Consider the following 20,862-nt stretch of genomic DNA (forward strand, 5'->3'; position numbering starts at 1 on the left):
GGGCAGGAGTAATAGGTTGGTCGTATGACCGAGGACCGGGAAGCGGTGGACGCCGACGACGAGAGCGGGCTCGGCGAGCGCGAACGGGCCGTCCTCGCCGTCGAGCGCCGCTCCTGGCCCGGGCCCGGCGCCAAGGAGCGGGCGGTACGCGAACGGCTCGGGCTCTCCCCGACCCGCTACTACCAGCTGCTCAACGCGCTCCTCGACGACCCGCGCGCCCTCGCCCACGACCCGGTGACGGTCAACCGCCTCCGCCGGGTCAGGGACGAGCGGCGACGGCGGCGCTGAGCCTTGTGCTGGGACCTGGGCCGAGACCTGCGCTGGGATCTGGGCCGAGACGGGCGCTGGGACCTGCGCCGAGACCTGCGCCGCAGGTCCGGTGGGGCCCCGCTGACTTGAACGCCTCACCCTGGGTAGGGTCGAAGGCATGGTCAGCAGCCTTCCGCACCCGACCACATCCGCCGGCCGGGACGGTCTGGCCGCGCTTCTCGCGCGGCCCGAGAAGGCCGTCGTCGCCCTTGACTTCGACGGCACCCTCGCCGAGATCGTCCCCGACCCCGAACAGGCCCGCGCCCACCCCGGCGCCGTCGCCGCGCTCGCCGCGCTCGCGCCCCGGGTCGCCTCCGTCGCCGTCGTGACCGGCCGCCCCGCCGGGGTCGCCGTCCGCTACGGCGGCTTCGCCGGCGTGCCCGGCCTCGAGCGCCTGGTGGTCCTCGGCCACTACGGCGCCGAACGCTGGGACGCCGTCACCGGCACCGTCCAGGCCGCCGCCCCGCACCCCGGGGTGGCCTCCGTACGCGCCGCACTCCCCGGCTTCCTCGACCGGGCCGGAGCCTGGCCGGGCGTCTGGATCGAGGAGAAGGGCCGTGCGGTCGCCGTCCACACCCGCCGCGCCTCCGACCCCGAGCGCGCCTTCGAGGCGCTGAAGGGCCCCCTCGGCGAGCTCGCCACCCACCACGGCCTCGTGCTCGAACCGGGCCGCATGGTCCTGGAGCTGCGGCCCCCGGGCATGGACAAGGGCGTGGCGCTCGCCGAGTACGTACGGGAGGTGGGCGCCGGGTCGGTGCTCTACGCGGGTGACGACCTGGGCGACCTGCCCGCCTTCGCCGCCGTCGAGAAGCTCCGCTCCGACGGCACTCCGGGCCTCCTGGTGTGCAGCGGCACCACGGAGGTGCCCGAACTCACCGACCGCGCGGACCTCGCGGTGGCCGGCCCCCGGGACGTCGTGGACCTCCTGGCGGCACTGGCGCTGGCGCTGGCGACGGCGGTACGGGGGGACTGAGCGCACCCGCCGGGCGCGTGGCTCACGGGCCCCCGCCCGGCGCGGGGCTCACGGCCCGCCGGGTGCGGGGCTCACGGGAGCAGCAGGTCGACGACGCCCGTCAGGTCCTCCTCGCCGCTGCCCACGGCCAGCCGCCGGCGCATCAGCTCGAAGTACGGCGTGAGCAGCTCAGGGCTGACGCCCTGCTGCTCGGCCGTCGCCAGGAAGGTGGGCGTGCCGGCGACCTGCATCGCCAGGTTGGAGACGACGTCCGTGGTGTAGTCGCCGCTCTTCAGCTGGGCGGCGGTCTGGAGCACGGCGGGGCCCGCCATCGCCCCGATCCAGCCGGAGAGCAGCGGGGCGAACGCGGTCGGGTCGATGTCCTCCCGGCGGATCAGGGCGAAGGCGTGCGCGACGCCCGCGAACATGCCGTACATGGCGCTCAGCAGGGCCACGTCGTGCAGCGCCGCGAACCCGGCGTCCGTACCCACGTACGTCGTGCCGACCGGGACGGCGAGGGTCGCGCGGTGCTCCTCGAACAGCTCCCGCGAGCCGCTGTAGAAGACGTACCCGCCGGCCTCCGGGACGCCGACCATCGGCGGGACGGCCATGATGCCGCCGTCCAGGTAGCGGGCCCCGCGCGCCTCTGCCCATGCGGCGCGGGCGCGGGCCTGGGCGGGGGTCGTGGTGGTCAGGTTGACCAGGTCCTTGCCGGTCAGGTCGACGCCGTCCAGGGCGGCGCCGACGGAGGCGTCGTCGAGGAGGCAGACGACGACGAGGGTGTTCGCCGTGACGGCCGCGGCCGCGCTGTCGGTGGCCTTCGCGCCCTCTGGGACGAGCGCCTCGGCGCGGGCGGGGGTGCGGTTCCAGACGGTGAGCGGGTGGCCGGCTTCGAGCCAGGTACGGGCCAGGGCGGTGCCCATCGCACCGAGGCCGAGCAGGGTGAGGGGGGACTCTTCGGCGGTGTTCCGTGTCATGCCTGCAAGGCTGCTGCACCCCTCTGACCTGCTCAAGTACCCACTTGGAAGTGGGTGGTTACTCTGGGGTGAGCGAGCAGGTCAGAGGGGTGGGGAGCATGGCGACGGTGAACCGGCCGGAGGGCGACGGAGGGCACGTGTGCGGGATCGACACCGCGATGGAGGTGATCGGCGGCAAGTGGAAGGTGCTCATCCTCTGGGCGCTCCACGAACAGCCGCACCGCCGCTTCGGCGAGCTGCGCCGCCTCGTCCCGGGCATCACCGAGAAGGTCCTCGCCTCCCATCTGCGCGAGCTGGAGGCCGACGGCATCGTGGACCGCGTCGCCTACGACGAGGTCCCGCCCCGCGTCGAGTACACCCTCACGAAGAGCGGCACCCGCCTCAACGAGGCCCTCGAACCCCTGGCCCGATGGGGGCGGGAGCGGACCTCTACGCCCTGAGTGCTTCCAGCTGGTTCAGGAACCAGCGCTGGGGCGGGAGGGACGTGGCGGCCGCCGCGAGGCGCTTGGTGCGGTCGGTGCGTTCGGTCGGCGGCATCGACAGGGCCCGGTGGAGGGCCTCGGCGGTCTCCGTGACGTCGAAGGGGTTCACCGTGAGCGCGTCCTCCTTCAGCTCCTCGTGGGCGCCCGCGCCCGTCGAGAGGACCAGGGCGCAGCCCGCCTCCGAGACGACCGGTATCTCCTTCGCGACCAGGTTCATGCCGTCGCGGACCGGGTTCACCAGGGCCACGTCGGCGAGCCGGTAGGCGGCGAGGGAGCGGGGGAAGTCGTCCTGGACGGAGACGAGGACCGGCTGCCAGTCCGGCGTGCCGAACTCGGTGTTGATCTCGTCCGCGAGGGTCGCCACCGCGGCCGTGTACGCCCGGTACGACTCCAGGTCCTGCCGTGAGGGGTACGCCGAGGCCAGGTGGACCACCCGGTCGCGCCATTCGGGGTGCGCGGTCAGCAGCTCGCGGTAGGCGAGCATGCCGCGCAGGATGTTCTTCGACAGCTCGGTGCGGTCCACGCGGACGATGGTCTTCCGGTCGCCGACCTCCTCCCGGAGCCGCGCCAGCCACTCGTCCACCGCCGGCCGGTGCGCCAGCGCCCGCAGTTCGTCCGCGTCGACACCCAGCGGATACACCTCCACCCGGGTGCCCTCGACGTCCGCGCCGGCGCAGCCCCGGAACGCCGCGGCCCACTCCTCCGTGTGGAAGCCCAGCTGGTCCGCGCCGAGCATCCCCCGCAGCAGCTCCTCGCGGATGTCGTCCGGCAGCATCCGCAGGTACTCCGGCGAGGCCCACGGGGTGTGGGTGAAGTGCGCGATCCGCAGGTCGGGGCGGAGCTCCCGGAGCTGGCCTGGGACGAGGGCCAGGTGGTAGTCCTGCACCAGGACCGCCGCGCCGTCGTCCGCCTCGGCGGCCAGCGCCTCCGCGAAGGCCCGGTTGTAGCGGCGGTACGCCTCCCAGCGGCGCCGGAACTCCGCGTCGAAGACCGGCTCGCGCGGGACGTCGTACAGATGGTGGTGGAGGAACCACAGCACTGAGTTCGCGATGCCGTTGTACGCGTCGGCGTACGTGTCCGGGTCGATGTCCAGCATCCGTACGCCCGGCTCGCCGACCCCGCGCCGGACCGCCTCCCGGTCACCCGCGCCGAGGGCCGCGCACACCCACACGCTGTCCTTCGAGGAGATGGCGCTCAGTCCCGAGACGAGGCCGCCGCCACCCCTTCGGGTGTCGAGCGAACCCTCCTCGTCGAGCACGTACGAGACGGGTCCACGGTTGGATGCCACGAGCACAGAAGCCATGTGGCGAACCTAGCCCGTCCCGTAAACGCTCAAACGTACGTATACGAGACGGGGGGTTCCGGCCACGGAGGGTGGTCGCGAGTACCTCCGGCGGGAAGGGACGGGGAGGCGGGTCGCCTGCCCTAGTCGCGTCGGCCTCGCATCGCCGCCTTCGCCACCAGGCCCGTCGCCGCGAGCGCCAGGGCGAGCGCCCCGAGCAGCCAGAGCCGCTCACCGTTGCCGCCGGTCTCGGCCATCGAGCCGCTGTACCCGCCCGGCCCTGGGGCCGGGGGAGCAGGGAGGGCCGGATCTGACGTCGCCAGGGGGGCGGGGGTGGGAGTCGGGTCCACAGGGGTCGGGGTCGGGGTGGAGGTCGGGGTCGGGGTCGGCGTGGCGTTCGGCGGCCTCCGTGTCGCGGGCGGCCCCGTCTTCATCGGCTTCCCGTCCCCGGCCGCCGGGTCCTCGCTCTTCGCCGGGCGCTCCGGCACCCGCGTGGGCGTGGGCGTGGGCGTCGGCACCGGTACGGAGAAGGCGAGCGCCGCGGGCACGTACGTGTCGCTGCTCGTGGAGAAGGTCAGGTCGGCCGAGGTCGCGCCGGGCGGGACCGCACCCACGTCCTCGCCGACGAGGAGGTCGCGGACCGTGCCGGTGCGGCTCTCGTGGAGGTTCCTGCCGTCGACGAGGAACAGGGCGTCCGAGGCGCTCCAGCCGTCCCCGTACGCCGTCACGCTGGCCCGTACCGGGCCGGGCCCCCGCTGGAAGCCGTCGACGGTGATCGTGGTCGAGGGGGAGGTCGAGCGCTGGAGGACGTGCCCGCCGTAGACGTAGACCTTCCGCCGCTCGGGGGCGTGGACCGGGTCCGGCCCCGGGAACCGGTGGACGACCGTCAGGGACCAGCCCGCCACGCAGCCCTTGCCCGTCGGGGCCCAGACGTTGCCGACCGCGATCCGCGTGTCCGTGCCCGTGACGCCCTTGAAGGCGGCGGTCACGTCGGACTCGCCCGTGTAGTAGTGCGGGCCCTCGACGCCGGCCGGGTCGGTGACCATGCTGTCGATGGAGACGGGGGTCGCGGGACCCGCGCCGACCTTGAGCACGGGGGCGGTCGTCGCGGGGTCGCCGGGCGAGCGGACGGCGTCCGCGCCCGAGAGGTCGCAGCGGCCCAGGCGCGCGCCGCTCGGGCCCGTGTACGTGCCGTCGTTCCCGCCCCAGAACAGCCGGGCGTACGCCACCTCGGCGCCCGCCGGGAGCACGACACGGCCGGTGCTGGAGCCGTAACCGCCGCCGGTGCCCCCGCCGGTGCCGGTCGTGCCGGTGGTGCCAGTGGTGCCGGTCGTGCCGGTCGTGCCGGTCCTGGCGGCCGTCACCGTGTCGCCGATCGTGGCGAAGTCGCCGTACAGCGACGCGTCGTACCGCTTGCCGAAGGGCTCGACCACGTCCGCCGCGACCGGTCCGGCGGCGGTGAGCGCGAGCGAGCCCGTCATCAGTGCGACGGTCGCGAGTACCTTTCCCAGGTGTTGTTGTCTGAAGCGCATAAAAGGGCAATGTAGGCAAAACACATCATCATGGGGCGTTACGCCACGCGGCGGCGCGCGTACTCCACGATCTCGGCCATCGGCGGCCGCTCCTCCGTGTCCACCGCGTACGTCCGCGGCGTGAACCCCGACTCACCCCGCTCGAACTGGGTCAGCCACGGCCGCACCAGATGCCCCCGTGACAGCCGCAGCTGCGCCGTCCGGTAGATCGCCGCCGCCATCCGGCCGAGCGCCAGCCCGTCCTGGTGACGGTGCTTGCGGACCCCCACGTCCACCTGCGCGAGCGCGTCCAGGCCCACCGTGTGCAGCGCGTCGACGAGCAGCCCCAGCTCCACTCCGTAACCGACCGGGAACGGCAGCCGTTCGAGCAGCGAACGGCGGGCCGCGTACTCCCCGCCCAGCGGCTGCACGAAACCGGCCAGCTGCGGCCAGTGCAGGTTGAGCAGCGGGCGTGCCACCAGCTCCGTGACGCGACCGCCCTGACCAGGAGTGTCGTTGAACGGGCGGTCGTACATCGCCTTCACGAGGTCCACGTCCGGGTCGGTGAGCAGCGGGCCCACGATCCCCGTCACGAAGTCCGCGGAGAAGTCCCGCAGGTCCGCGTCCACGAAACAGACGACGTCCCCACTCGTCACCATCAGTGACCGCCACAGGACCTCGCCCTTGCCCGGCACCGCCGGTATCCGGGGGAGGATCGCGTCCCGCGCGACCACCCGCGCCCCGGCCGCGGCCGCCACCTCCGCCGTACGGTCCGTGGACCCCGAGTCGATCACCACCAGCTCGTCGACGAGCGGGGCCGGCCCGCCCATCAGCTCGCGCCGGATCACGGAGACGATGTCCCCTACCGTCGCCTCCTCGTTCAGCGCGGGCAGCACCACGCTGACCTTCGTCCCGCGCTTGGCGGCGAGAACCCGCTCCAGCGGTCGATCGGCCACGGACCAGGACCGCCGGTCCAGCCAGCGCTCCACCTCATCCAGCACGTGATCTCCATCTCGCGGTTCGGACGACCATCTCGACCGTCCATGCCTTCGGTTACAGTCTTGAACAACGCGGACGCCCGACGCATGTCGGGGTGCCGCCCGCGTTACACAACCGAATACCGCTCATCCAGAGGGGCAGAGGGAAACGGCCCGTTGAAGCCCCGGCAACCCTCCAGTCAGCAGCTCGTACTCCAGCGAGGTCCCTGACTAGGGAAGGTGCCAAATCCGTCTCATGGCGAAAAATTCGTCATGGGAAAGATGAGGAGAAAGGGCCTCGCCTCCATGGCTGTACAGACCGTCACCCCCGCCACCACCGTCGACCTCGGTCCCGCGTCCGGACTTTCCTGTCGCGAATGCGGTGAAGTGTTCGCGCTCGGTCCGATCTTCGCCTGCGAACTCTGTTTCGGACCTCTCGAAGTCGCGTACGACCTCCCCACCGGTGACCCCGAGGCGCTGCGCAAGCAGATCGAGGCCGGCCCCGCCAACATCTGGCGCTACGCCCCCCTGCTGCCCGTCCCCGCCGACGTCGCCGACAAGCCGAACCTGAACCCGGGCTGGACCAAGCTCGTCCAGGCGGACAACCTCGCCCGCGAGATCGGCGTCGCCCCCGGCAGGCTCTTCGTCAAGGACGACTCCGGCAACCCGACCCACTCCTTCAAGGACCGGGTCGTCGCCCAGGCCATCGAGGCCGCCCGCGCCTTCGGCTTCACCACCCTCTCCTGCTCCTCCACCGGCAACCTGGCCGGCGCCGTCGGCGCCGCCGCCGCCCGTGCCGGCTTCCGCTCCTGCGTGTTCATCCCGCACGACCTGGAGCAGGGCAAGGTCGTCATGGCCGGTGTCTACGGCGGCGACCTCGTCGCCATCGAGGGCAACTACGACGACGTCAACCGCTTCTGCTCGGAGCTCATCGGCGACCCGCTCGGCGAGGGCTGGGGCTTCGTGAACGTCAACCTCCGCCCGTACTACGGCGAGGGCTCCAAGACGCTGGCGTACGAGATCTGCGAGCAGCTCGGCTGGGTCATCCCCGACCAGCTCGTCATCCCGATCGCGTCCGGCTCGCAGCTCACGAAGATCGACAAGGGTCTGCAGGAGCTCATCAAGCTGGGCCTCGTCGAGGACAAGCCGTACAAGATCTTCGGCGCCCAGGCCGAGGGCTGCTCCCCGGTCTCCGTCGCCTTCAAGGCCGGCCACGACGTCGTCCGCCCGCAGAAGCCGAACACGATCGCCAAGTCGCTCGCCATCGGCAACCCGGCCGACGGCCCGTACGTCCTCGACATCGCCCGCCGCACGGGCGGCGCCGTGGAGGACGTGAACGACGAGCAGGTCGTCGACGCGATCAAGCTGCTCGCGCAGACCGAGGGCATCTTCGCCGAGACCGCGGGCGGCGTGACCGTCGGCGTCGCGAGGAAGCTCGTCGAGAACGGGCTGATCGACCCGAACCTCACCACCGTCGTCCTCAACACCGGCGACGGACTCAAGACCCTGGACGCGGTGGCCGACACCTCTCAGGCGACCGTCACCATCCGCCCGAGCCTGGACGCGTTCCGCGACGCCGGCCTGGCGCTCTGAAAGGTTACGAAGACATGGCCGTGAACGTCCGCATCCCCACCATCCTCCGCACCTACACGGGCGGGCAGTCCGAGGTCCAGGCCGAGGGCGCGACCCTCGCCGAGGTGATCGAGGACCTGGAGAAGAACCACACGGGTATCGCCGCCCGCGTCCTCGACGACCAGGGCAAGCTGCGCCGGTTCGTGAACGTGTACGTGAACGACGACGACGTGCGCTTCGAGCAGGGCCTGGAGACGGCGACCCCGGCGGGTGCGGGCGTCTCGATCATCCCGGCCGTCGCCGGAGGCTGAGCCGTACCCGTTGTCCCGTCTTTGTCGAAGATCTCGAATTGCCCCTTCCGCGCCATAAAGCGGAGGGGGCAATTCTGCATGGTTGAGCGGGGTAGAGTTGGGGAAGTCCCCTCCGCTGCTCATGCCGGGTGCATATGTGAATGCGCCCCGCCCGTCGAGAAGCAGCCAAAGTGTGTGCGCCTTGTGTACCTTCTGCGTACTTTGCCGGGCCCGACTTGCCCCGTAATTCCGGGAATTCTCCCCGATTCACCTTTCCGTGACGCCCAGAATTCTCGCTCGATTGACCTGTTGCAGAGGGCAGTTGGGCAGATACATTCAGCCGCGGTCGACGCGTTCCGGCGCAGGGTCTGACCCGGGTCCGCGAAGTGCGGGTCCCGCGCAAGGGCCAGTAATAGGGGAGTTAGGCATGGCTCAGGGCACCGTCAAGTGGTTCAACGCGGAGAAGGGCTACGGCTTCATCGCGGTCGACGGTGGTGCGGATGTTTTCGTCCACTACAGCGCGATCCAGATGGATGGTTACCGCAGCCTCGAAGAGGGACAGCGGGTTGAGTTCGAGATCTCGCAGGGCCAGAAGGGTCCGCAGGCGGACATGGTCAAGCTCGCCGTCTGAGCGCGGCGCGATCGGCCACCGACGCAACGCCGTCGAGGGGCCCGCATCCCTGGGGATGCGGGCCCCTCGACGTGTTCCGCCACCGGCTGGTTCCCGTCCCGATCGTCGAGAGTCGCCCGCACCCGCCCGTCACCCGACCGCCACCCCGCATCGGCGTTCCTCCGGAACGGCTTGCACTCTCATAGGTCGAGTGCTAATCATTGGCGTTAGCACTCGGCAGGTGAGAGTGCTACGAGGATCGGGCATGACGAGGTCGCCGGCCGGGTGGGGCAAGGAACCACGCGGAGTTGCGGAGGCCGTCCGTCGCGGGCGTCGGCGCGGTCCTGGAGCGTTATCCACCCCATGTCCGGGAGGACCACTTCACATGGCCAAGATCATCGCGTTCGACGAGGAGGCCCGGCGCGGTCTCGAGCGCGGCATGAACCAGCTCGCTGACGCCGTCAAGGTCACCCTCGGCCCCAAGGGCCGCAACGTCGTCCTCGAGAAGAAGTGGGGCGCCCCCACGATCACCAACGACGGTGTCTCCATCGCCAAGGAGATCGAGCTCGAGGACCCGTACGAGAAGATCGGCGCCGAGCTGGTCAAGGAAGTCGCCAAGAAGACGGACGACGTCGCCGGCGACGGTACGACCACCGCCACCGTTCTCGCCCAGGCGCTCGTCCGCGAGGGCCTCCGCAACGTCGCCGCCGGTGCCAACCCCATGGCCCTCAAGCGCGGCATCGAGAAGGCCGTCGAGGCCGTCTCCGGCGCCCTCCTCGAGCAGGCGAAGGATGTCGAGACCAAGGAGCAGATCGCTTCCACGGCCTCCATCTCCGCCGCCGACACCCAGATCGGCGAGCTCATCGCCGAGGCGATGGACAAGGTCGGCAAGGAAGGCGTCATCACCGTCGAGGAGTCGCAGACCTTCGGGCTCGAGCTCGAGCTCACCGAGGGCATGCGCTTCGACAAGGGCTACATCTCGGCGTACTTCGCCACCGACATGGAGCGCATGGAGTCGTCCCTCGACGACCCGTACCTCCTCATCGTCAACTCCAAGATCTCCTCCGTGAAGGACCTGCTCCCGCTCCTGGAGAAGGTCATGCAGTCGGGCAAGCCCCTGCTGATCATCGCCGAGGACGTCGAGGGCGAGGCCCTGTCGACCCTGGTCGTCAACAAGATCCGCGGCACCTTCAAGTCCGTCGCGGTCAAGGCCCCGGGCTTCGGCGACCGTCGCAAGGCCATGCTGAACGACATCGCCATCCTCACCGGCGGCACGGTCATCTCCGAGGAGGTCGGCCTGAAGCTGGAGAACGCGGGCCTCGACCTGCTGGGCCGCGCCCGCAAGGTCGTCATCACCAAGGACGAGACCACCATCGTCGACGGTGCCGGTGACAGCGAGCAGGTCGCCGGTCGCGTGAACCAGATCCGCGCCGAGATCGAGAACAGCGACTCGGACTACGACCGCGAGAAGCTCCAGGAGCGCCTGGCGAAGCTGGCCGGCGGCGTGGCCGTCATCAAGGCCGGTGCCGCGACCGAGGTCGAGCTCAAGGAGCGCAAGCACCGCATCGAGGACGCCGTTCGCAACGCGAAGGCGGCCGTCGAGGAGGGCATCGTCGCCGGCGGTGGCGTGGCCCTGCTCCAGGCCTCCTCGGTCTTCGAGAAGCTCGAGGCCGACCTCACGGGTGACGAGGCCACGGGCGCGAACATCGTGAAGCTGGCCCTCGAGGCCCCGCTGAAGCAGATCGCGATCAACGCCGGCCTCGAGGGCGGCGTCGTGGCGGAGAAGGTCCGCAACCTGCCCGTCGGCCACGGCCTGAACGCCGCGACCAACGAGTACGTCGACCTCATCGCCGAGGGCATCATCGACCCGGCGAAGGTCACGCGTTCCGCGCTGCAGAACGCCGCGTCGATCGCCGCGCTGTTCCTCACCACCGAGGCCGTCATCGCCGACAAGCCGGAGAAGGCGTCCGCGCCGGCCGGCGGCGGCATGCCGGGCGGTGACATGGACTTCTGATCCTCCGGGATCGGTGGTTCATCGCTGAACGCGCGAGCTGACGCGAGGACGCGAAGATCAGAACGAGGGCGGCACCCCGTGGGGGGTGCCGCCCTCGGGCGTTGTCCAGGACCCAGGTCGTACGGGACTGAGGCGTCGTACGGGACTGAGGCGTCGCGCGGGACTCGCCTTACCGCGGGGCCGGGGTGATCCTGGAATGGCCCCTCTCGTGAAGGGAGACCACGATGGTCACCCTGCTGACGACACCGGCCGACCGCGAGCTGGTCATCACCCGGACCTTCGACGCCCCGCCGGGCCTGCTCTGGGAGGCGTGGACCCGTCCCGAGCACGTGCGCGCGTGGTACGGAGTGTCCGCGCTGACCACGTCGGTCGTCGACATCGACCTGCGGGTCGGCGGCGCGTGGCGCTGGGGCCAGAGCACGCCGGAGGGCCAGGAGATCGTCTTCTCCGGCACGTACGAGGAGATCGTCCCGGCCGAACGGCTCGACTACACGGAGGTCTTCGAGCAGATGCCGGACGCGGATCCGGTCAGGGTGACCCTCACCTTCGACGCGACCCCGGACGGCGGCACGGCCCTGACCAGCACCTCCGTGTGGCCGTCGAACGAGATCAGGGACCAGGCGCTGGCGGCGGGGATGGAGGCGGGGGTGCGGGAGCAGTTCGACCGGCTGGCGGGGCATCTGAGGACGATGCGGCCTGTCCACGGGTGACGGGCGAGACCTCGGGCCAACCCGGCCCCGTCGTGCGGGGGTTGGCCCCACCCCGGGTCGGCGTGCCTGCCGGATGGGGTGGGGGCGGGAGGTTCGGGACGCTGGGGGTATGACAACGCATCGTGGACGCAAGGCCCTGCTGCTCGCCCTTTCCGTCGCCGCCGTCGCCGGTGTCGCCCTCAGCGGGGGAGGTGCCGCCCCCGCCGTCGCGGCCGGGCTGGAATGGGGGGACTGCGAACCCGTCGTGAAGCCGCTGCCCGGGCAGCGGTGCGCCACCCTCTCCGTACCCCTCGACTACGCCGATCCCGGCGGTGAGCAGATCGGTCTCGCCGTCTCCCGGCTCCCCGCCGGACGGCCGGAGGCGCGGCGCGGGACGCTGATGGTGATCCCGGGCGGGCCCGGGAGTTCCGGGGTGCAGAGGCTCGCGCAGAAGGGGGCCGCGTTGGCGGAGGAGATGGACGGGGCGTACGACCTGGTGGCCTTCGATCCGCGCGGGACCGGCGGTTCCGCGAAGGCGCGGTGCGGGCTCGCCGAGGAGGACCGGTGGATGGTGACCCTGCGGTCCTGGCCGGGCGGTGACGGCCGGATCGACGACAACGTGACCCGGGCGAAGCGGATCGCGGAGGCCTGTTCCCGCAACGGCGGTGCCATGCTGCGCGGGCTGACCACGGCCAACCAGGTGCGTGACCTGGAGCGGCTGCGGCAGGCGCTCGGTGAGCGGAAGCTGTCGGCGTGGAGCGTCTCGTACGGGACGTACGTGGCGGCCGCGTACGCCGAGAGGTACCCCGGGCGCACCGACCGCTGGGTCCTCGACAGCAGCAGCGACCCGGATCCGCGGCGGGTCGCCCGGGGCTGGCTGGAGGGCATGGCCCGGGGCGCCGAGGACCGGCTGCCGGACTTCGCGGCCTGGGCGGCGCACCCTGACCGGGCGGCGGAAGGGCTGCGGCTCGCGGAGCGGCCCGGGGACGTCCGGCGGGTCGTCCTCGACCTGGCCGCCCGGCTCGACCGGGAACCGCTCCCCACGACCACGCCGGGGGCGCCGCTGACGGGGACCGTGCTCCTCCAGGCGTTCCAGCTCGCGCTCTACTCCGACGCGGCCTTCCCGTCCTTCGCGCGGCTCGTGACGGAGGCGCTCGACCCGGCGGGGGAACCGGTGCTGCCGCGGGAGCTCTCGGGCGCGATGCCCGACGACGCTGCGGCGATCACGATGGGCGTGGTCTGCAACGACGTGGACTGGCCCGCGTCCGTACCGGCGTACGAGCGGGCCGTCGCGGTGGACCGGGCGCGCAATCCGCTGACGGCGGGGATGCCGGCGAACATCACCCCCTGCTCCTTCTGGAAGGGCGGGTCCGGGGAGAAGCCCGTCCGCGTCACCGACCGCGGACCGTCGAACATCCTGATGATCCAGAACCTGCGGGACCCGGCGACGCCCTACTCCATGGGGCTGCGGATGCGGGCGGCCCTCGGCGAGCGGGCGCGGCTCGTCACCGTCGACCACGGCGGGCACGGGGTCTACCTGGGCAACGGGAACGTGTGCGGCGACGGGGCGGTGACCCGGTTCCTGCGGGAGGGTGTCCGGCCGGAGGGGGACGTTCTGTGCGGGTGAGTGCGGGGCGCTCTGTGTGGCTGAGTGCGGGAGCTCTGTGCGGGGGAGGGCCCGGCGGAGGTGCCGTCCGTCGGGCCCGGCGCTCAGTCGGCCGTCGCGTGCAGTGCCGCGCGCAGGTGGCCCTGGGAGTCCCGCAGCCGGTGGGCGGCCGTCGGGGCGTCGATGTCGGCGAGGATCATGAGGATCGCGTTCTTCACCTCTCCGTCGGCGGCGGCGAGCGCGGTCTCGATCTGCTCGTCCGGGGCGCCGGTGGCGAGGGCGACGATCCGGCGGGAGCGGGCCTGGAGCTTGTCGTTGGAGGCGCGGACGTCGACCATCAGGTTTCCGTAGGTCTTGCCGAGCCGGATCATCGTGATCGTCGAGATCATGTTGAGGACGAGCTTCTGGGCCGTGCCCGCCTTGAGCCGGGTCGAGCCGGTGAGCAGCTCGGGGCCGGGGACGACCTCGATGCCGTGCTCGGCGGCGGCGGCGAGCGCGCTGTCCGCGTTGCAGGACAGGCCGATGGTGAGGGCGCCGAGGGCGCGGGCGTGCTCGACGGCGCCGACGGCGTACGGGGTGCGGCCGGAGGCGGAGATGCCGACGACGGTGTCGTCGGCGGTGACGCCGAGCGCGGTGAGGTCCTCCGCCGCGAGTTCCTTCGAGTCCTCGGCGCCTTCGACGGCCTTGACCATGGCGGACGGACCGCCGGCGATGAGACCGACGACCTCGGACGGGTCGGTGTTGAAGGTGGGCGGGCACTCGCTGGCGTCGAGGACGCCGAGGCGTCCGGCGGTGCCGGCGCCCAGGTAGATGAGCCGTCCGCCGCGGGCCATCCGCTCGGCGGTGGCGTCGATGGCGGCGGCGATGGCGGGGAGCTGCCGGGCGACGGCGGCGGGGACGGTCTTGTCCTCGTCGTTCATGAGCGCGGCGATCTCGGCGGTGGGGAGCTGGTCGATCTCGGCGAGTTCGGGGCGGAAGGCCTCGGTGGTGAGGGTGGCGAGCTGGGCGCGGAGTTCGGAGTAGGTAGCAGACACGTGCGGCTCTTTCGGGGCTGTGGTCGTCGGCGCTGTCGGAGTCGTGCGGTGCTTCGTCAGCGGGTGCGGGGGGAGTGGCGATGGGCCAGCGCTTCGTACGAGGCGGCGAGAGCAGGGGCGGCCGTCTCGTACGTCCGCTGGGTGACGCAGGTGAACAGGCAGTCCACGACGAGGAGTTGACTGGTCCGGGACGACATGGCCGCGGGGCGCAGTTCGCTCTCGCGGGCGGTCGAGGTGGTGAGGATGTGGTCGGCGTACTGTGTGACGGGCCCGTCCGGCCGGCCGGTGATCGCGACCGTGGTGGCGCCGTGGTCGAAGGCGACGCGCAGCGGTTCTATGACGTCGCCGGTGGAGCCGGAGTGGGTGATGGCGATGGCCACGTCGCCGGAGCGGAGCTGCACGGCGTTGGTGACGGCGAGGTGCGGGTCGCTGTGGGCGTGCGCGATGAGGCCGATGCGGAGGAGCTTCTGGCCGAGGTCCTGGGCGACGAGACCGGAGGCGCCGATGCCGTAGATGTCGATGCGGCGGGCGGCGGCGAGGGCGGCGACGGCGGCGCCGAGCTGGACGGTGTCGAGTCCGGCGGCGGTGTCGGCGAGGGTCTGCTGCTCGTCGTGGGCCAGCTTGGCGACGACGTCGGCGACGGGATCGTCGACGGTGATGTCGGCGGTGACGGCGGGCGCGCGGCCGGACTGCTGCTGGGCGGCGAGCCCGGCGAGGGCGAGGCGCAGGTCGCGGTAGCCGGGGTAGCCGAGGATGCGGGCGGTGCGGACGACGGTCGCCTCGCTGGTGCCGGTGAGCTCGGCGAGGCCGGTGACCGTGAGCGCGGCGCAGCCGGCCGGGTCTCCCGCGACGGCCTCGGCGACCCGCTGCATGGAGCGGGTCATGGACGGCGCGAGGGTCCGCACCTTGGCCGCGAGGGCGGCGGGGGCGGGCGGCGCGCCGCCACTCATGAAACTTTCCTTCACCACATTGTTCACATCTGAAAGATACTTTCGGAGGTGCGGGCGGACAAGACCCCCGGGCCCGGCGGGCGGCTTCGCACGGTCTCCGCGTGTCGGGTGACAATGACTGCATGGACGACATCGACCCCGTGGAGCAGGCGCTGCACGCCGCTCGCGCGCTGGTACTGACCGACCTCGCGGCCCGGGAGGTCGCCGCGGCCGAGGTCGTGTCGATGGTGGAGGACTCGGTGACCCACCGTCGCTGGTGGGTCGAGCAGTGGCCCGAGGGCGTGGCGTACGTCGCGGGCCTCGTCGCCCAGGACGTCCAGGACGCCCTGCTCGAACGGCACGGCCGCTGGCCCCTCTGCCCGGTCTGCTCCACGGGCGACCCCCACGCCTTGGACGTCGAACCGGAACTGGGCCCTGACCCGCACTGGGTCTGCTCCGAACAGGGCGTGGTGGTCGCGCCGGTGGGGGGCCTGAGATGAGCGGGCGGCGCGGGGCGTGGGGGTGGGCCGGGCTGAGCGGGCGGCGAGGGGGTTCGGGGCGGGCCGGCGTGAGCGGGCGGCGCGAGGTGAAGGTGGTCCGGGCATGACGCTCTACATCGACCCGCCGACCTGGCCGGGCCACGGCCGCATGTGGTCGCACCTGGTCAGCGACGTCTCCTTCGAGGAACTGCACGCCTTCGCCGCCTCGATCGGCGCCCCGCCCCGCGCCTTCGAGCGCGACCACTACGACATCCCCTCCGACCGCTACGCGGACGCCGTGGCGGGAGGCGCGGTCGAGGTCGGCTCCAAGGAACTGCTGCGCCGCCTCACGGAAGCGGGCCTGCGGAGGCCGAAGGGGCGACCGGTTTCCTGAGGAGCGGGTCCCTGACTGCCCCGGGCTCAGGTCACGTGCGCGGCGATCGTGCGCGCGCACTCCAGGGACTCCGTGTGCGTGGTGTCGACCCGCAGGTCGTACTCCACGCCCTCGTGCACCACCAAGGCCTGCCGCGCCGCCATGCCGGGCGTGCGGTCCCCCCGGGCGATCTCCCGGGCGGCCGCGACGGCGGGGTCGCAGTGGACGCCGACCCACAGGGCGGGCAGGTCGCCGAGGGCCTTCCGCCAGCGCTGTTGGGAGGCCGCGCCGCCGAGGAAGACGTCGTCGACGATGATCCCGGCGCCCGCGCGGGCCATCGTCACGACGCCCTCCGTCCAGGCCGCCTCCAGTCTCCGGAAGTCCTCCCCGACGGTGACCCCGCCGTCCGCGTCGACGACGATCCCGCCGTCGGACGTCTGCGCCTTCGCGGGCAGGGCGTCGACGAACGAGTCACAGCCGAACGCCAGCCACAGGTCCGGCAGCAGGGACTGCAGGCACCGGACGATGCCGGACTTTCCCGAGCTGGAGGCGCCGTTGAGAATGATCATCCGAGTCGTCACCGCGCCACAGTAGGGCGGTGACGGCCCCGTACGCACCGGATTTCAGCGGGACGGTGACACGGCCTTCTCGGTCCGCGGGGCGCCCGACGTGACCACCCGCGACGGCGACCCGTGGAGCTTGAGGGCCACCGCCGCCGTCCCGAGGCCCACCGCCGTCATCGCCGCGCCCGCCCATGCCGTGGAGGCGAAGCCGAGGCCCGCGTCGATGACGGTGCCGCCGAGCCAGGGGCCGCCCGTGTTGCCGAGGTTGAAGGCGGCGGTGGTGGTGGCGCCGGCGAGGGTGGGGGCGGTGCCGGCGACGTTGAACATGCGGGCGTTGAGGGCCGGGGCCGTGAAGAAGGCGGAGACGCCGAGCAGGAAGGCGAGGACGATCGTCGCGGTCGGGCTCGTCGCGAAGAGGGCAAGGGCCACGAGGAAGACGGTGGAGGCGGCGATGCCGGTGAGCATCACGCCGAAGAGGTGGGCGTCGGCGACGCGGCCGCCGATCACCGTACCGACGACGGCGCCGATGCCGAAGAGCCCGAGGACGCCCGAGACCCAGCCCTTGTCCAGGCCGGAGACGTCGGTGAGGAGCGGGGCCAGGTAGGAGAAGGCGCAGAAGACGCCACCCGCCGCGAGCGCGGTGACCACGACCGAGAGGAGGACCTGACGGTCGCGGTAGATGCCGAGCTCCCGCTTGAGCCGGGGCTTCGTCTCGGGGAGGGGGATGTGCGGGATACGGGTCGCCACGCCGACCAGCGCGATGGCCGAGGCCGCGCCGACCGCCCAGAACGCGGAGCGCCAGCCCAGGTGCTCACCGAGGAACGCGCCCGCCGGGACGCCCAGGACGTTCGCGATGGACAGGCCGCCGATCATGACCGCCATGGCGCGGGCGCGTGAGCCCACTGGGACCATCGCGATGGCGACCGCGGCGCCGACCGCCCAGAAGCCCGCGCAGGCGAGGGCGCTGATGACGCGGGAGGCGAAGAGGATCGCGTAGGTGGGGGCCAGCGCGCCCGCTATCTGGCCCAGGCCGAAGACGGTGATCAGGGCGATCAGGGTGGTCTTGCGGGGGAGCCTCAGGGTCGCCACCGCGAGGAGCGGCGCGCCGACGACCATGCCGATCGCGAAGGCCGAGATGAGCAGGCCGGCGCGGGGGATGGAGACGTTCATGTCCTCCGCGATGGCCGGGAGCAGCCCCGACAGCATGAACTCGCTCGTGCCGAGCGCGAAGACGGAGAGGCCCAGGATGTACACGGCCAGGGGCATGCGGGTACGGGGGGCGGGGGACGCGGCGGCGGGTGTCGTGAGGTCGGCGGGTTCGGCGGGCTCGGCGGAGGAGAACGGCATGACATGCGTCAACCTGCGGTTGGTGCCTGACATTCCGTGCCTGGCGGGCTTCTCGGGATGCGAGACGGCGCGCGTCACCCGGCTCCAAGCCGCCATGACGTCTGCCGTCCGTATCCCCGAGCGACTCGGAAGGGGGGCCCGCCACGGCCCGCTGGGCGGTCCTGTGTCGGCCGGAGAGCCGACCGACACAGGAGATGCATACCCGGCTACGGCGTGTGGCCGTCACCTCCTCGGAGGAGGTCGAGTGCGTCGTGCAGCGGCGGGAAGTTCGGCGCGCACTCCGGGCACGCGTACACGTTCCGTCCGGGGCCGGAGTTCTGGTGCACCTAGCAGATCGCAGCGGAGCTCATCCGGCGTATCGAGAGCGGTTCCTACCCGCCGGGGAGTCGCGTGCCGTCCACTCGGGAGATCGCCCAGGAGTTCGGCGTGGTGAACGCGACGGCGGCGAAGGCCATGCGGCAGGTGCGCGAGCAAGGGTGGACGCCGCCCGGCCCGCGTCGGACCCGTTCAGTCCTGGTCAGGTGTCTCCGACAGCTGCTTGAGTTCGCGTTCCAGGTTCTCCCGCGCCCTCCCCTCCCAGGCCGCCGCCCCGTACGGCGTACGGAAAAGGCGGGGCAGGTCGAGGAGGTGGCGGAGGATCGCCGCGCGGCCCGTGCGGAAGGCGTCGTCGGGGACGAAGGCGTACTCCTCGCGGACCGCTTCCGTGTACCCCCGGTAGGTGTCCGGGGCGGTCGCCAGGATCGCCAGGTCCGCGTCGCAGAGCGTCTCGCCGTTCAGGTCGCCCGGGGACGGGTCGTGCGTGGTCGTCAGGCGGACCAGGCGGGCCACCTCCGTCACCTCGTGCGCCGTCAGACCCGCTTCGGTGAGGGCCTTCTCGGCCAGGACCGCCGAGCGTTCCTCGTTCTCCGAGCGGTCGGGCCGGTAGACCGCGTCGTGGAACCAGGCGGCCAGCCGTACGAGTTCCAGCTCGCCGCCCTCCCCGCCCAGGTCGGTCAGTTCGTCGATGCGGTCGAGGACCGCCCGTAGGTGGTCGACCGTGTGGTAGCGGCGCTGCGGCTCGGCCCAGCGGGACAGCAGGTTCCGTCCGTACGGGGCGGGGTCCGGGCCCTCGCGGCCGGCGCGGGCGGCGAGCAGGGTGGCGTTCCAGCGCTGGAGCAGCTCGGGGTGTTCCTCGGCGGTCATGGGGGCATTCTGCCTGCCGGCCGAGGTGGAAGGGGTGCTTCCCGCGCGTCCTCGCCGGGGCGGCCCTCTCTCCCTTACATACCCCCCGTGGGTATGCTACGGTGCTCCGCACAGGTACCCCCTAGGGGTATGCCCCGAGTCCGTTCGGGGTTCGACGCGAGCGAAGGGTCAGGGCAATGTCAACCGTCAATCCCCGGCGCTGGTGGGCACTTGTCGTGCTCGCCGCCGCCCAGTTCATGGTCATCATGGACACCTCGATCATCGGGGTCGCACTCCCCGAGATGCAGAAGGACCTCGGCTTCACGCAGAGCGAGCTCTCCTGGATCTTCAACGCCTACGTCATCGTCTTCGGCGGTCTGCTGCTTCTCGGCGGCCGTCTCTCCGACCTCGTCGGAGCCCGCAGGATCTTCGTCACCGGCTGGGCCGTCATGATCGCCGGATCCGTCGTGGCCGCCGCCGCGCAGACCGCCTGGGTCGAGATCCTCGGCCGCGCCGTCCAGGGCGTCGGCGGTGCGCTCATCGCGCCCTCCGCCATGACCCTGCTGATGATGCTCTTCATGCACGACCCGAAGGAGCTCGGCAAGGCGATGGCGCTCTACGGCGCCGCCGCCCCCGCCGGCGGCACCGCGGGTGTCTTCCTCGGCGGTGTCTTCACCGAGTGGATGAGCTGGCAGTGGGTCTTCATCATCTACATCCCGATCGGCCTCGCCACCCTCGCCGCCACCAAGCTGCTCCCGGACGTCGCGTCCCGCCGCGGCTCCGTCGACGTCCTCGGCGCCGCCGCCGTCACCGCCGGCCTGGCGCTCGCCGTCTTCGCCGTGGTCCGCGCCCCCGAGGTCGGCTGGGGCTCCACCGGCACGATCCTCCAGCTGACCGGCGCCGCCGCCCTCCTCGTCCTCTTCTTCGTGATCCAGAAGAGCATCAGCGAGCCGCTCATGCCCCTCAGTGTCTGGCGGGTCCCGCGCCTCGGCTCGGCCAACGTGGCCATGGCGCTGCTCGGCGCCGCCTGGATCCCGATGTGGTACTTCCTCAACCTGTACCTCCAGCAGGTCCTCGGCTTCGGCGCCTTCGAGTCCGGTGCCGCGCTGCTCCCGATGACCGTGCTCCTCATGATCTTCATGACGGCGATCACCGCCCGTCTCATGGGGAGGTTCGGCGCCAAGCCGCTCATCGCGGGCGGCCTCCTCGTCCTCGCCGCCGGTCTGGTCTGGCTGGCGGCCGTCCCGCCCACCGGCACCTTCCTCGTCGACGTCCTGCCGGCCTCGCTGGTCGCCGCCCTCGGCATGTCCCTCGCCTACATCCCGGCGATGATCGCCGCCATGTCCGGCGCCCCGCAGGAGCAGGCCGGTCTCGCCTCCGGCATCGTCAACACCACCTACAACGTGGGCTCCGCCCTCGGCCTCGCCGCGCTGACCGCCGTCGCCATGTCCCGGGGCGCCGACCAGCTCGGCAACCTGCCGAAGCTGACGGACGGGTTCTCCGCCGCCTTCATCGGTGCCGCGATCGTCGCCGCCGTCGGCGGGGTGATCACCCTGCTCGTCATGAAGAGCGACAGGACGGTCGCCGCCGAGGCCGCCGCTCCCGCCCCGCAGGGCGAGAAGATCTCCGCCTGAACCGCCCCGCAGGGGCCGCCCGATGTCCGGCGCCCGAGGTCCGTCACCGGACGTCGGACGGCCCCTGGACG

General features: G+C 72.0%; 21 protein-coding genes and 1 riboswitch. Of the genes, 12 read left to right on the top strand and 9 right to left on the bottom strand.

Features of this window, described 5'->3' with window-relative positions; translation table 11 throughout:
• Window positions 1-24 precede the first annotated feature (24 nt).
• Entirely contained in the window at window positions 25-288 is a 264-nt protein-coding gene (locus ABZ567_RS26895; RefSeq protein WP_360794302.1) for a DUF3263 domain-containing protein, read from the top strand.
• A 139-nt stretch (window positions 289-427) separates the two neighbouring features.
• Window positions 428-1,282, top strand: coding sequence for a trehalose-phosphatase (otsB, locus tag ABZ567_RS26900; protein WP_360794304.1), 855 nt, complete (start codon window positions 428-430; stop codon window positions 1,280-1,282).
• A gap of 71 nt (window positions 1,283-1,353) precedes the next feature.
• On the opposite strand, the gene ABZ567_RS26905 is transcribed toward otsB, so the two are convergent.
• Window positions 1,354-2,238, bottom strand: coding sequence for an NAD(P)-binding domain-containing protein (locus tag ABZ567_RS26905; RefSeq protein ID WP_360794306.1), 885 nt, complete (start codon window positions 2,236-2,238; stop codon window positions 1,354-1,356).
• Between the two features lie 98 nt (window positions 2,239-2,336).
• Here ABZ567_RS26905 and ABZ567_RS26910 point away from each other — a divergent pair, with 98 nt between their 5' ends.
• On the top strand, window positions 2,337-2,678 hold the full coding sequence (locus ABZ567_RS26910; RefSeq protein WP_360794308.1) for a helix-turn-helix domain-containing protein: 342 nt from the start codon (window positions 2,337-2,339) through the stop codon (window positions 2,676-2,678).
• Here the strand turns inward: ABZ567_RS26910 and ABZ567_RS26915 are convergent.
• From ABZ567_RS26915 to ABZ567_RS26925, 3 genes are all read right to left on the bottom strand, one after another.
• Window positions 2,668-4,023 (bottom strand): trehalose-6-phosphate synthase, encoded by a 1,356-nt coding sequence (locus tag ABZ567_RS26915; protein ID WP_360794310.1) that lies wholly within the window; start codon window positions 4,021-4,023, stop codon window positions 2,668-2,670. The two genes, ABZ567_RS26910 and ABZ567_RS26915, sit on opposite strands and share 11 nt — an antisense overlap.
• 122 nt (window positions 4,024-4,145) lie before the next feature.
• A complete protein-coding gene (locus tag ABZ567_RS26920; RefSeq protein WP_360794312.1) occupies window positions 4,146-5,483 on the bottom strand; it encodes a hypothetical protein in 1,338 nt (445 codons plus the stop codon).
• 89 nt (window positions 5,484-5,572) lie between these two features.
• Window positions 5,573-6,514: a glucosyl-3-phosphoglycerate synthase gene (locus tag ABZ567_RS26925; protein WP_360794314.1), complete on the bottom strand. Its 942-nt coding sequence runs from the start codon at window positions 6,512-6,514 to the stop codon at window positions 5,573-5,575.
• 120 nt (window positions 6,515-6,634) lie between these two features.
• A riboswitch (SAM riboswitch) is annotated at window positions 6,635-6,779 on the top strand.
• On the opposite strand from ABZ567_RS26925, the gene thrC reads away from it, so the two are divergent.
• The 6 genes from thrC to ABZ567_RS26955 all read left to right on the top strand — a co-directional run bounded on the left by thrC (window position 6,773) and on the right by ABZ567_RS26955 (window position 13,292).
• Window positions 6,773-8,083 (top strand): threonine synthase, encoded by a 1,311-nt coding sequence (gene thrC / locus ABZ567_RS26930; protein WP_360794370.1) that lies wholly within the window; start codon window positions 6,773-6,775, stop codon window positions 8,081-8,083. Its footprint overlaps the riboswitch before it by 7 nt.
• A 14-nt stretch (window positions 8,084-8,097) precedes the next feature.
• Window positions 8,098-8,373, top strand: coding sequence for a MoaD/ThiS family protein (locus ABZ567_RS26935; RefSeq protein ID WP_360794315.1), 276 nt, complete (start codon window positions 8,098-8,100; stop codon window positions 8,371-8,373).
• Between the two features lie 406 nt (window positions 8,374-8,779).
• On the top strand, window positions 8,780-8,983 hold the full coding sequence (locus ABZ567_RS26940) for a cold-shock protein (RefSeq protein WP_015035246.1): 204 nt from the start codon (window positions 8,780-8,782) through the stop codon (window positions 8,981-8,983).
• Between the two features lie 364 nt (window positions 8,984-9,347).
• Window positions 9,348-10,976 carry a chaperonin GroEL gene (gene groL / locus ABZ567_RS26945; protein WP_360794318.1) on the top strand — a complete coding sequence of 543 codons (1,629 nt, stop codon included), beginning with the start codon at window positions 9,348-9,350 and terminating at the stop codon, window positions 10,974-10,976.
• 224 nt (window positions 10,977-11,200) lie between these two features.
• Complete coding sequence (locus ABZ567_RS26950) at window positions 11,201-11,686, top strand: SRPBCC domain-containing protein (protein ID WP_360794320.1); 486 nt, start codon at window positions 11,201-11,203, stop codon at window positions 11,684-11,686.
• 109 nt (window positions 11,687-11,795) lie between these two features.
• Window positions 11,796-13,292: an alpha/beta hydrolase gene (locus tag ABZ567_RS26955; RefSeq protein WP_360794322.1), complete on the top strand. Its 1,497-nt coding sequence runs from the start codon at window positions 11,796-11,798 to the stop codon at window positions 13,290-13,292.
• Between the two features lie 83 nt (window positions 13,293-13,375).
• Here ABZ567_RS26955 and murQ read toward each other — a convergent pair whose 3' ends face one another.
• Window positions 13,376-14,305 carry an N-acetylmuramic acid 6-phosphate etherase gene (gene murQ, locus ABZ567_RS26960; protein WP_360794324.1) on the bottom strand — a complete coding sequence of 310 codons (930 nt, stop codon included), beginning with the start codon at window positions 14,303-14,305 and terminating at the stop codon, window positions 13,376-13,378.
• Window positions 14,306-14,361: 56 nt separating this feature from the next.
• On the bottom strand, window positions 14,362-15,282 hold the full coding sequence (locus ABZ567_RS26965; protein ID WP_360794326.1) for a MurR/RpiR family transcriptional regulator: 921 nt from the start codon (window positions 15,280-15,282) through the stop codon (window positions 14,362-14,364).
• A gap of 95 nt (window positions 15,283-15,377) precedes the next feature.
• On the opposite strand from ABZ567_RS26965, the gene ABZ567_RS26970 reads away from it, so the two are divergent.
• Together ABZ567_RS26970 and ABZ567_RS26975 are read left to right on the top strand one after the other, a co-directional pair.
• Window positions 15,378-15,734 carry a hypothetical protein gene (locus ABZ567_RS26970; protein ID WP_360794328.1) on the top strand — a complete coding sequence of 119 codons (357 nt, stop codon included), beginning with the start codon at window positions 15,378-15,380 and terminating at the stop codon, window positions 15,732-15,734.
• A 103-nt stretch (window positions 15,735-15,837) separates the two neighbouring features.
• Complete coding sequence (locus ABZ567_RS26975) at window positions 15,838-16,107, top strand: DUF4031 domain-containing protein (protein WP_360794330.1); 270 nt, start codon at window positions 15,838-15,840, stop codon at window positions 16,105-16,107.
• 26 nt (window positions 16,108-16,133) lie between these two features.
• Here ABZ567_RS26975 and cpt read toward each other — a convergent pair whose 3' ends face one another.
• From cpt to ABZ567_RS26990, 3 genes are all read right to left on the bottom strand, one after another.
• The gene (gene cpt, locus ABZ567_RS26980) at window positions 16,134-16,655 is read right to left on the bottom strand and encodes a chloramphenicol phosphotransferase CPT (RefSeq protein WP_360794372.1); all 522 of its coding nucleotides are present in this window, start codon (window positions 16,653-16,655) and stop codon (window positions 16,134-16,136) included.
• 54 nt (window positions 16,656-16,709) lie between these two features.
• On the bottom strand, window positions 16,710-17,915 hold the full coding sequence (locus tag ABZ567_RS26985; protein ID WP_360794374.1) for a Cmx/CmrA family chloramphenicol efflux MFS transporter: 1,206 nt from the start codon (window positions 17,913-17,915) through the stop codon (window positions 16,710-16,712).
• Window positions 17,916-18,503: 588 nt separating this feature from the next.
• A complete protein-coding gene (locus ABZ567_RS26990; protein WP_360794332.1) occupies window positions 18,504-19,178 on the bottom strand; it encodes a hypothetical protein in 675 nt (224 codons plus the stop codon).
• 176 nt (window positions 19,179-19,354) lie between these two features.
• Here ABZ567_RS26990 and ABZ567_RS26995 point away from each other — a divergent pair, with 176 nt between their 5' ends.
• Entirely contained in the window at window positions 19,355-20,791 is a 1,437-nt protein-coding gene (locus ABZ567_RS26995) for an MFS transporter (protein ID WP_360794334.1), read from the top strand.
• Window positions 20,792-20,862: the final 71 nt, after the last annotated feature.

This window comes from Streptomyces sp. NPDC016459 (genome assembly GCF_040632845.1).
Classification (GTDB): Bacteria; Actinomycetota; Actinomycetes; order Streptomycetales; family Streptomycetaceae; genus Streptomyces.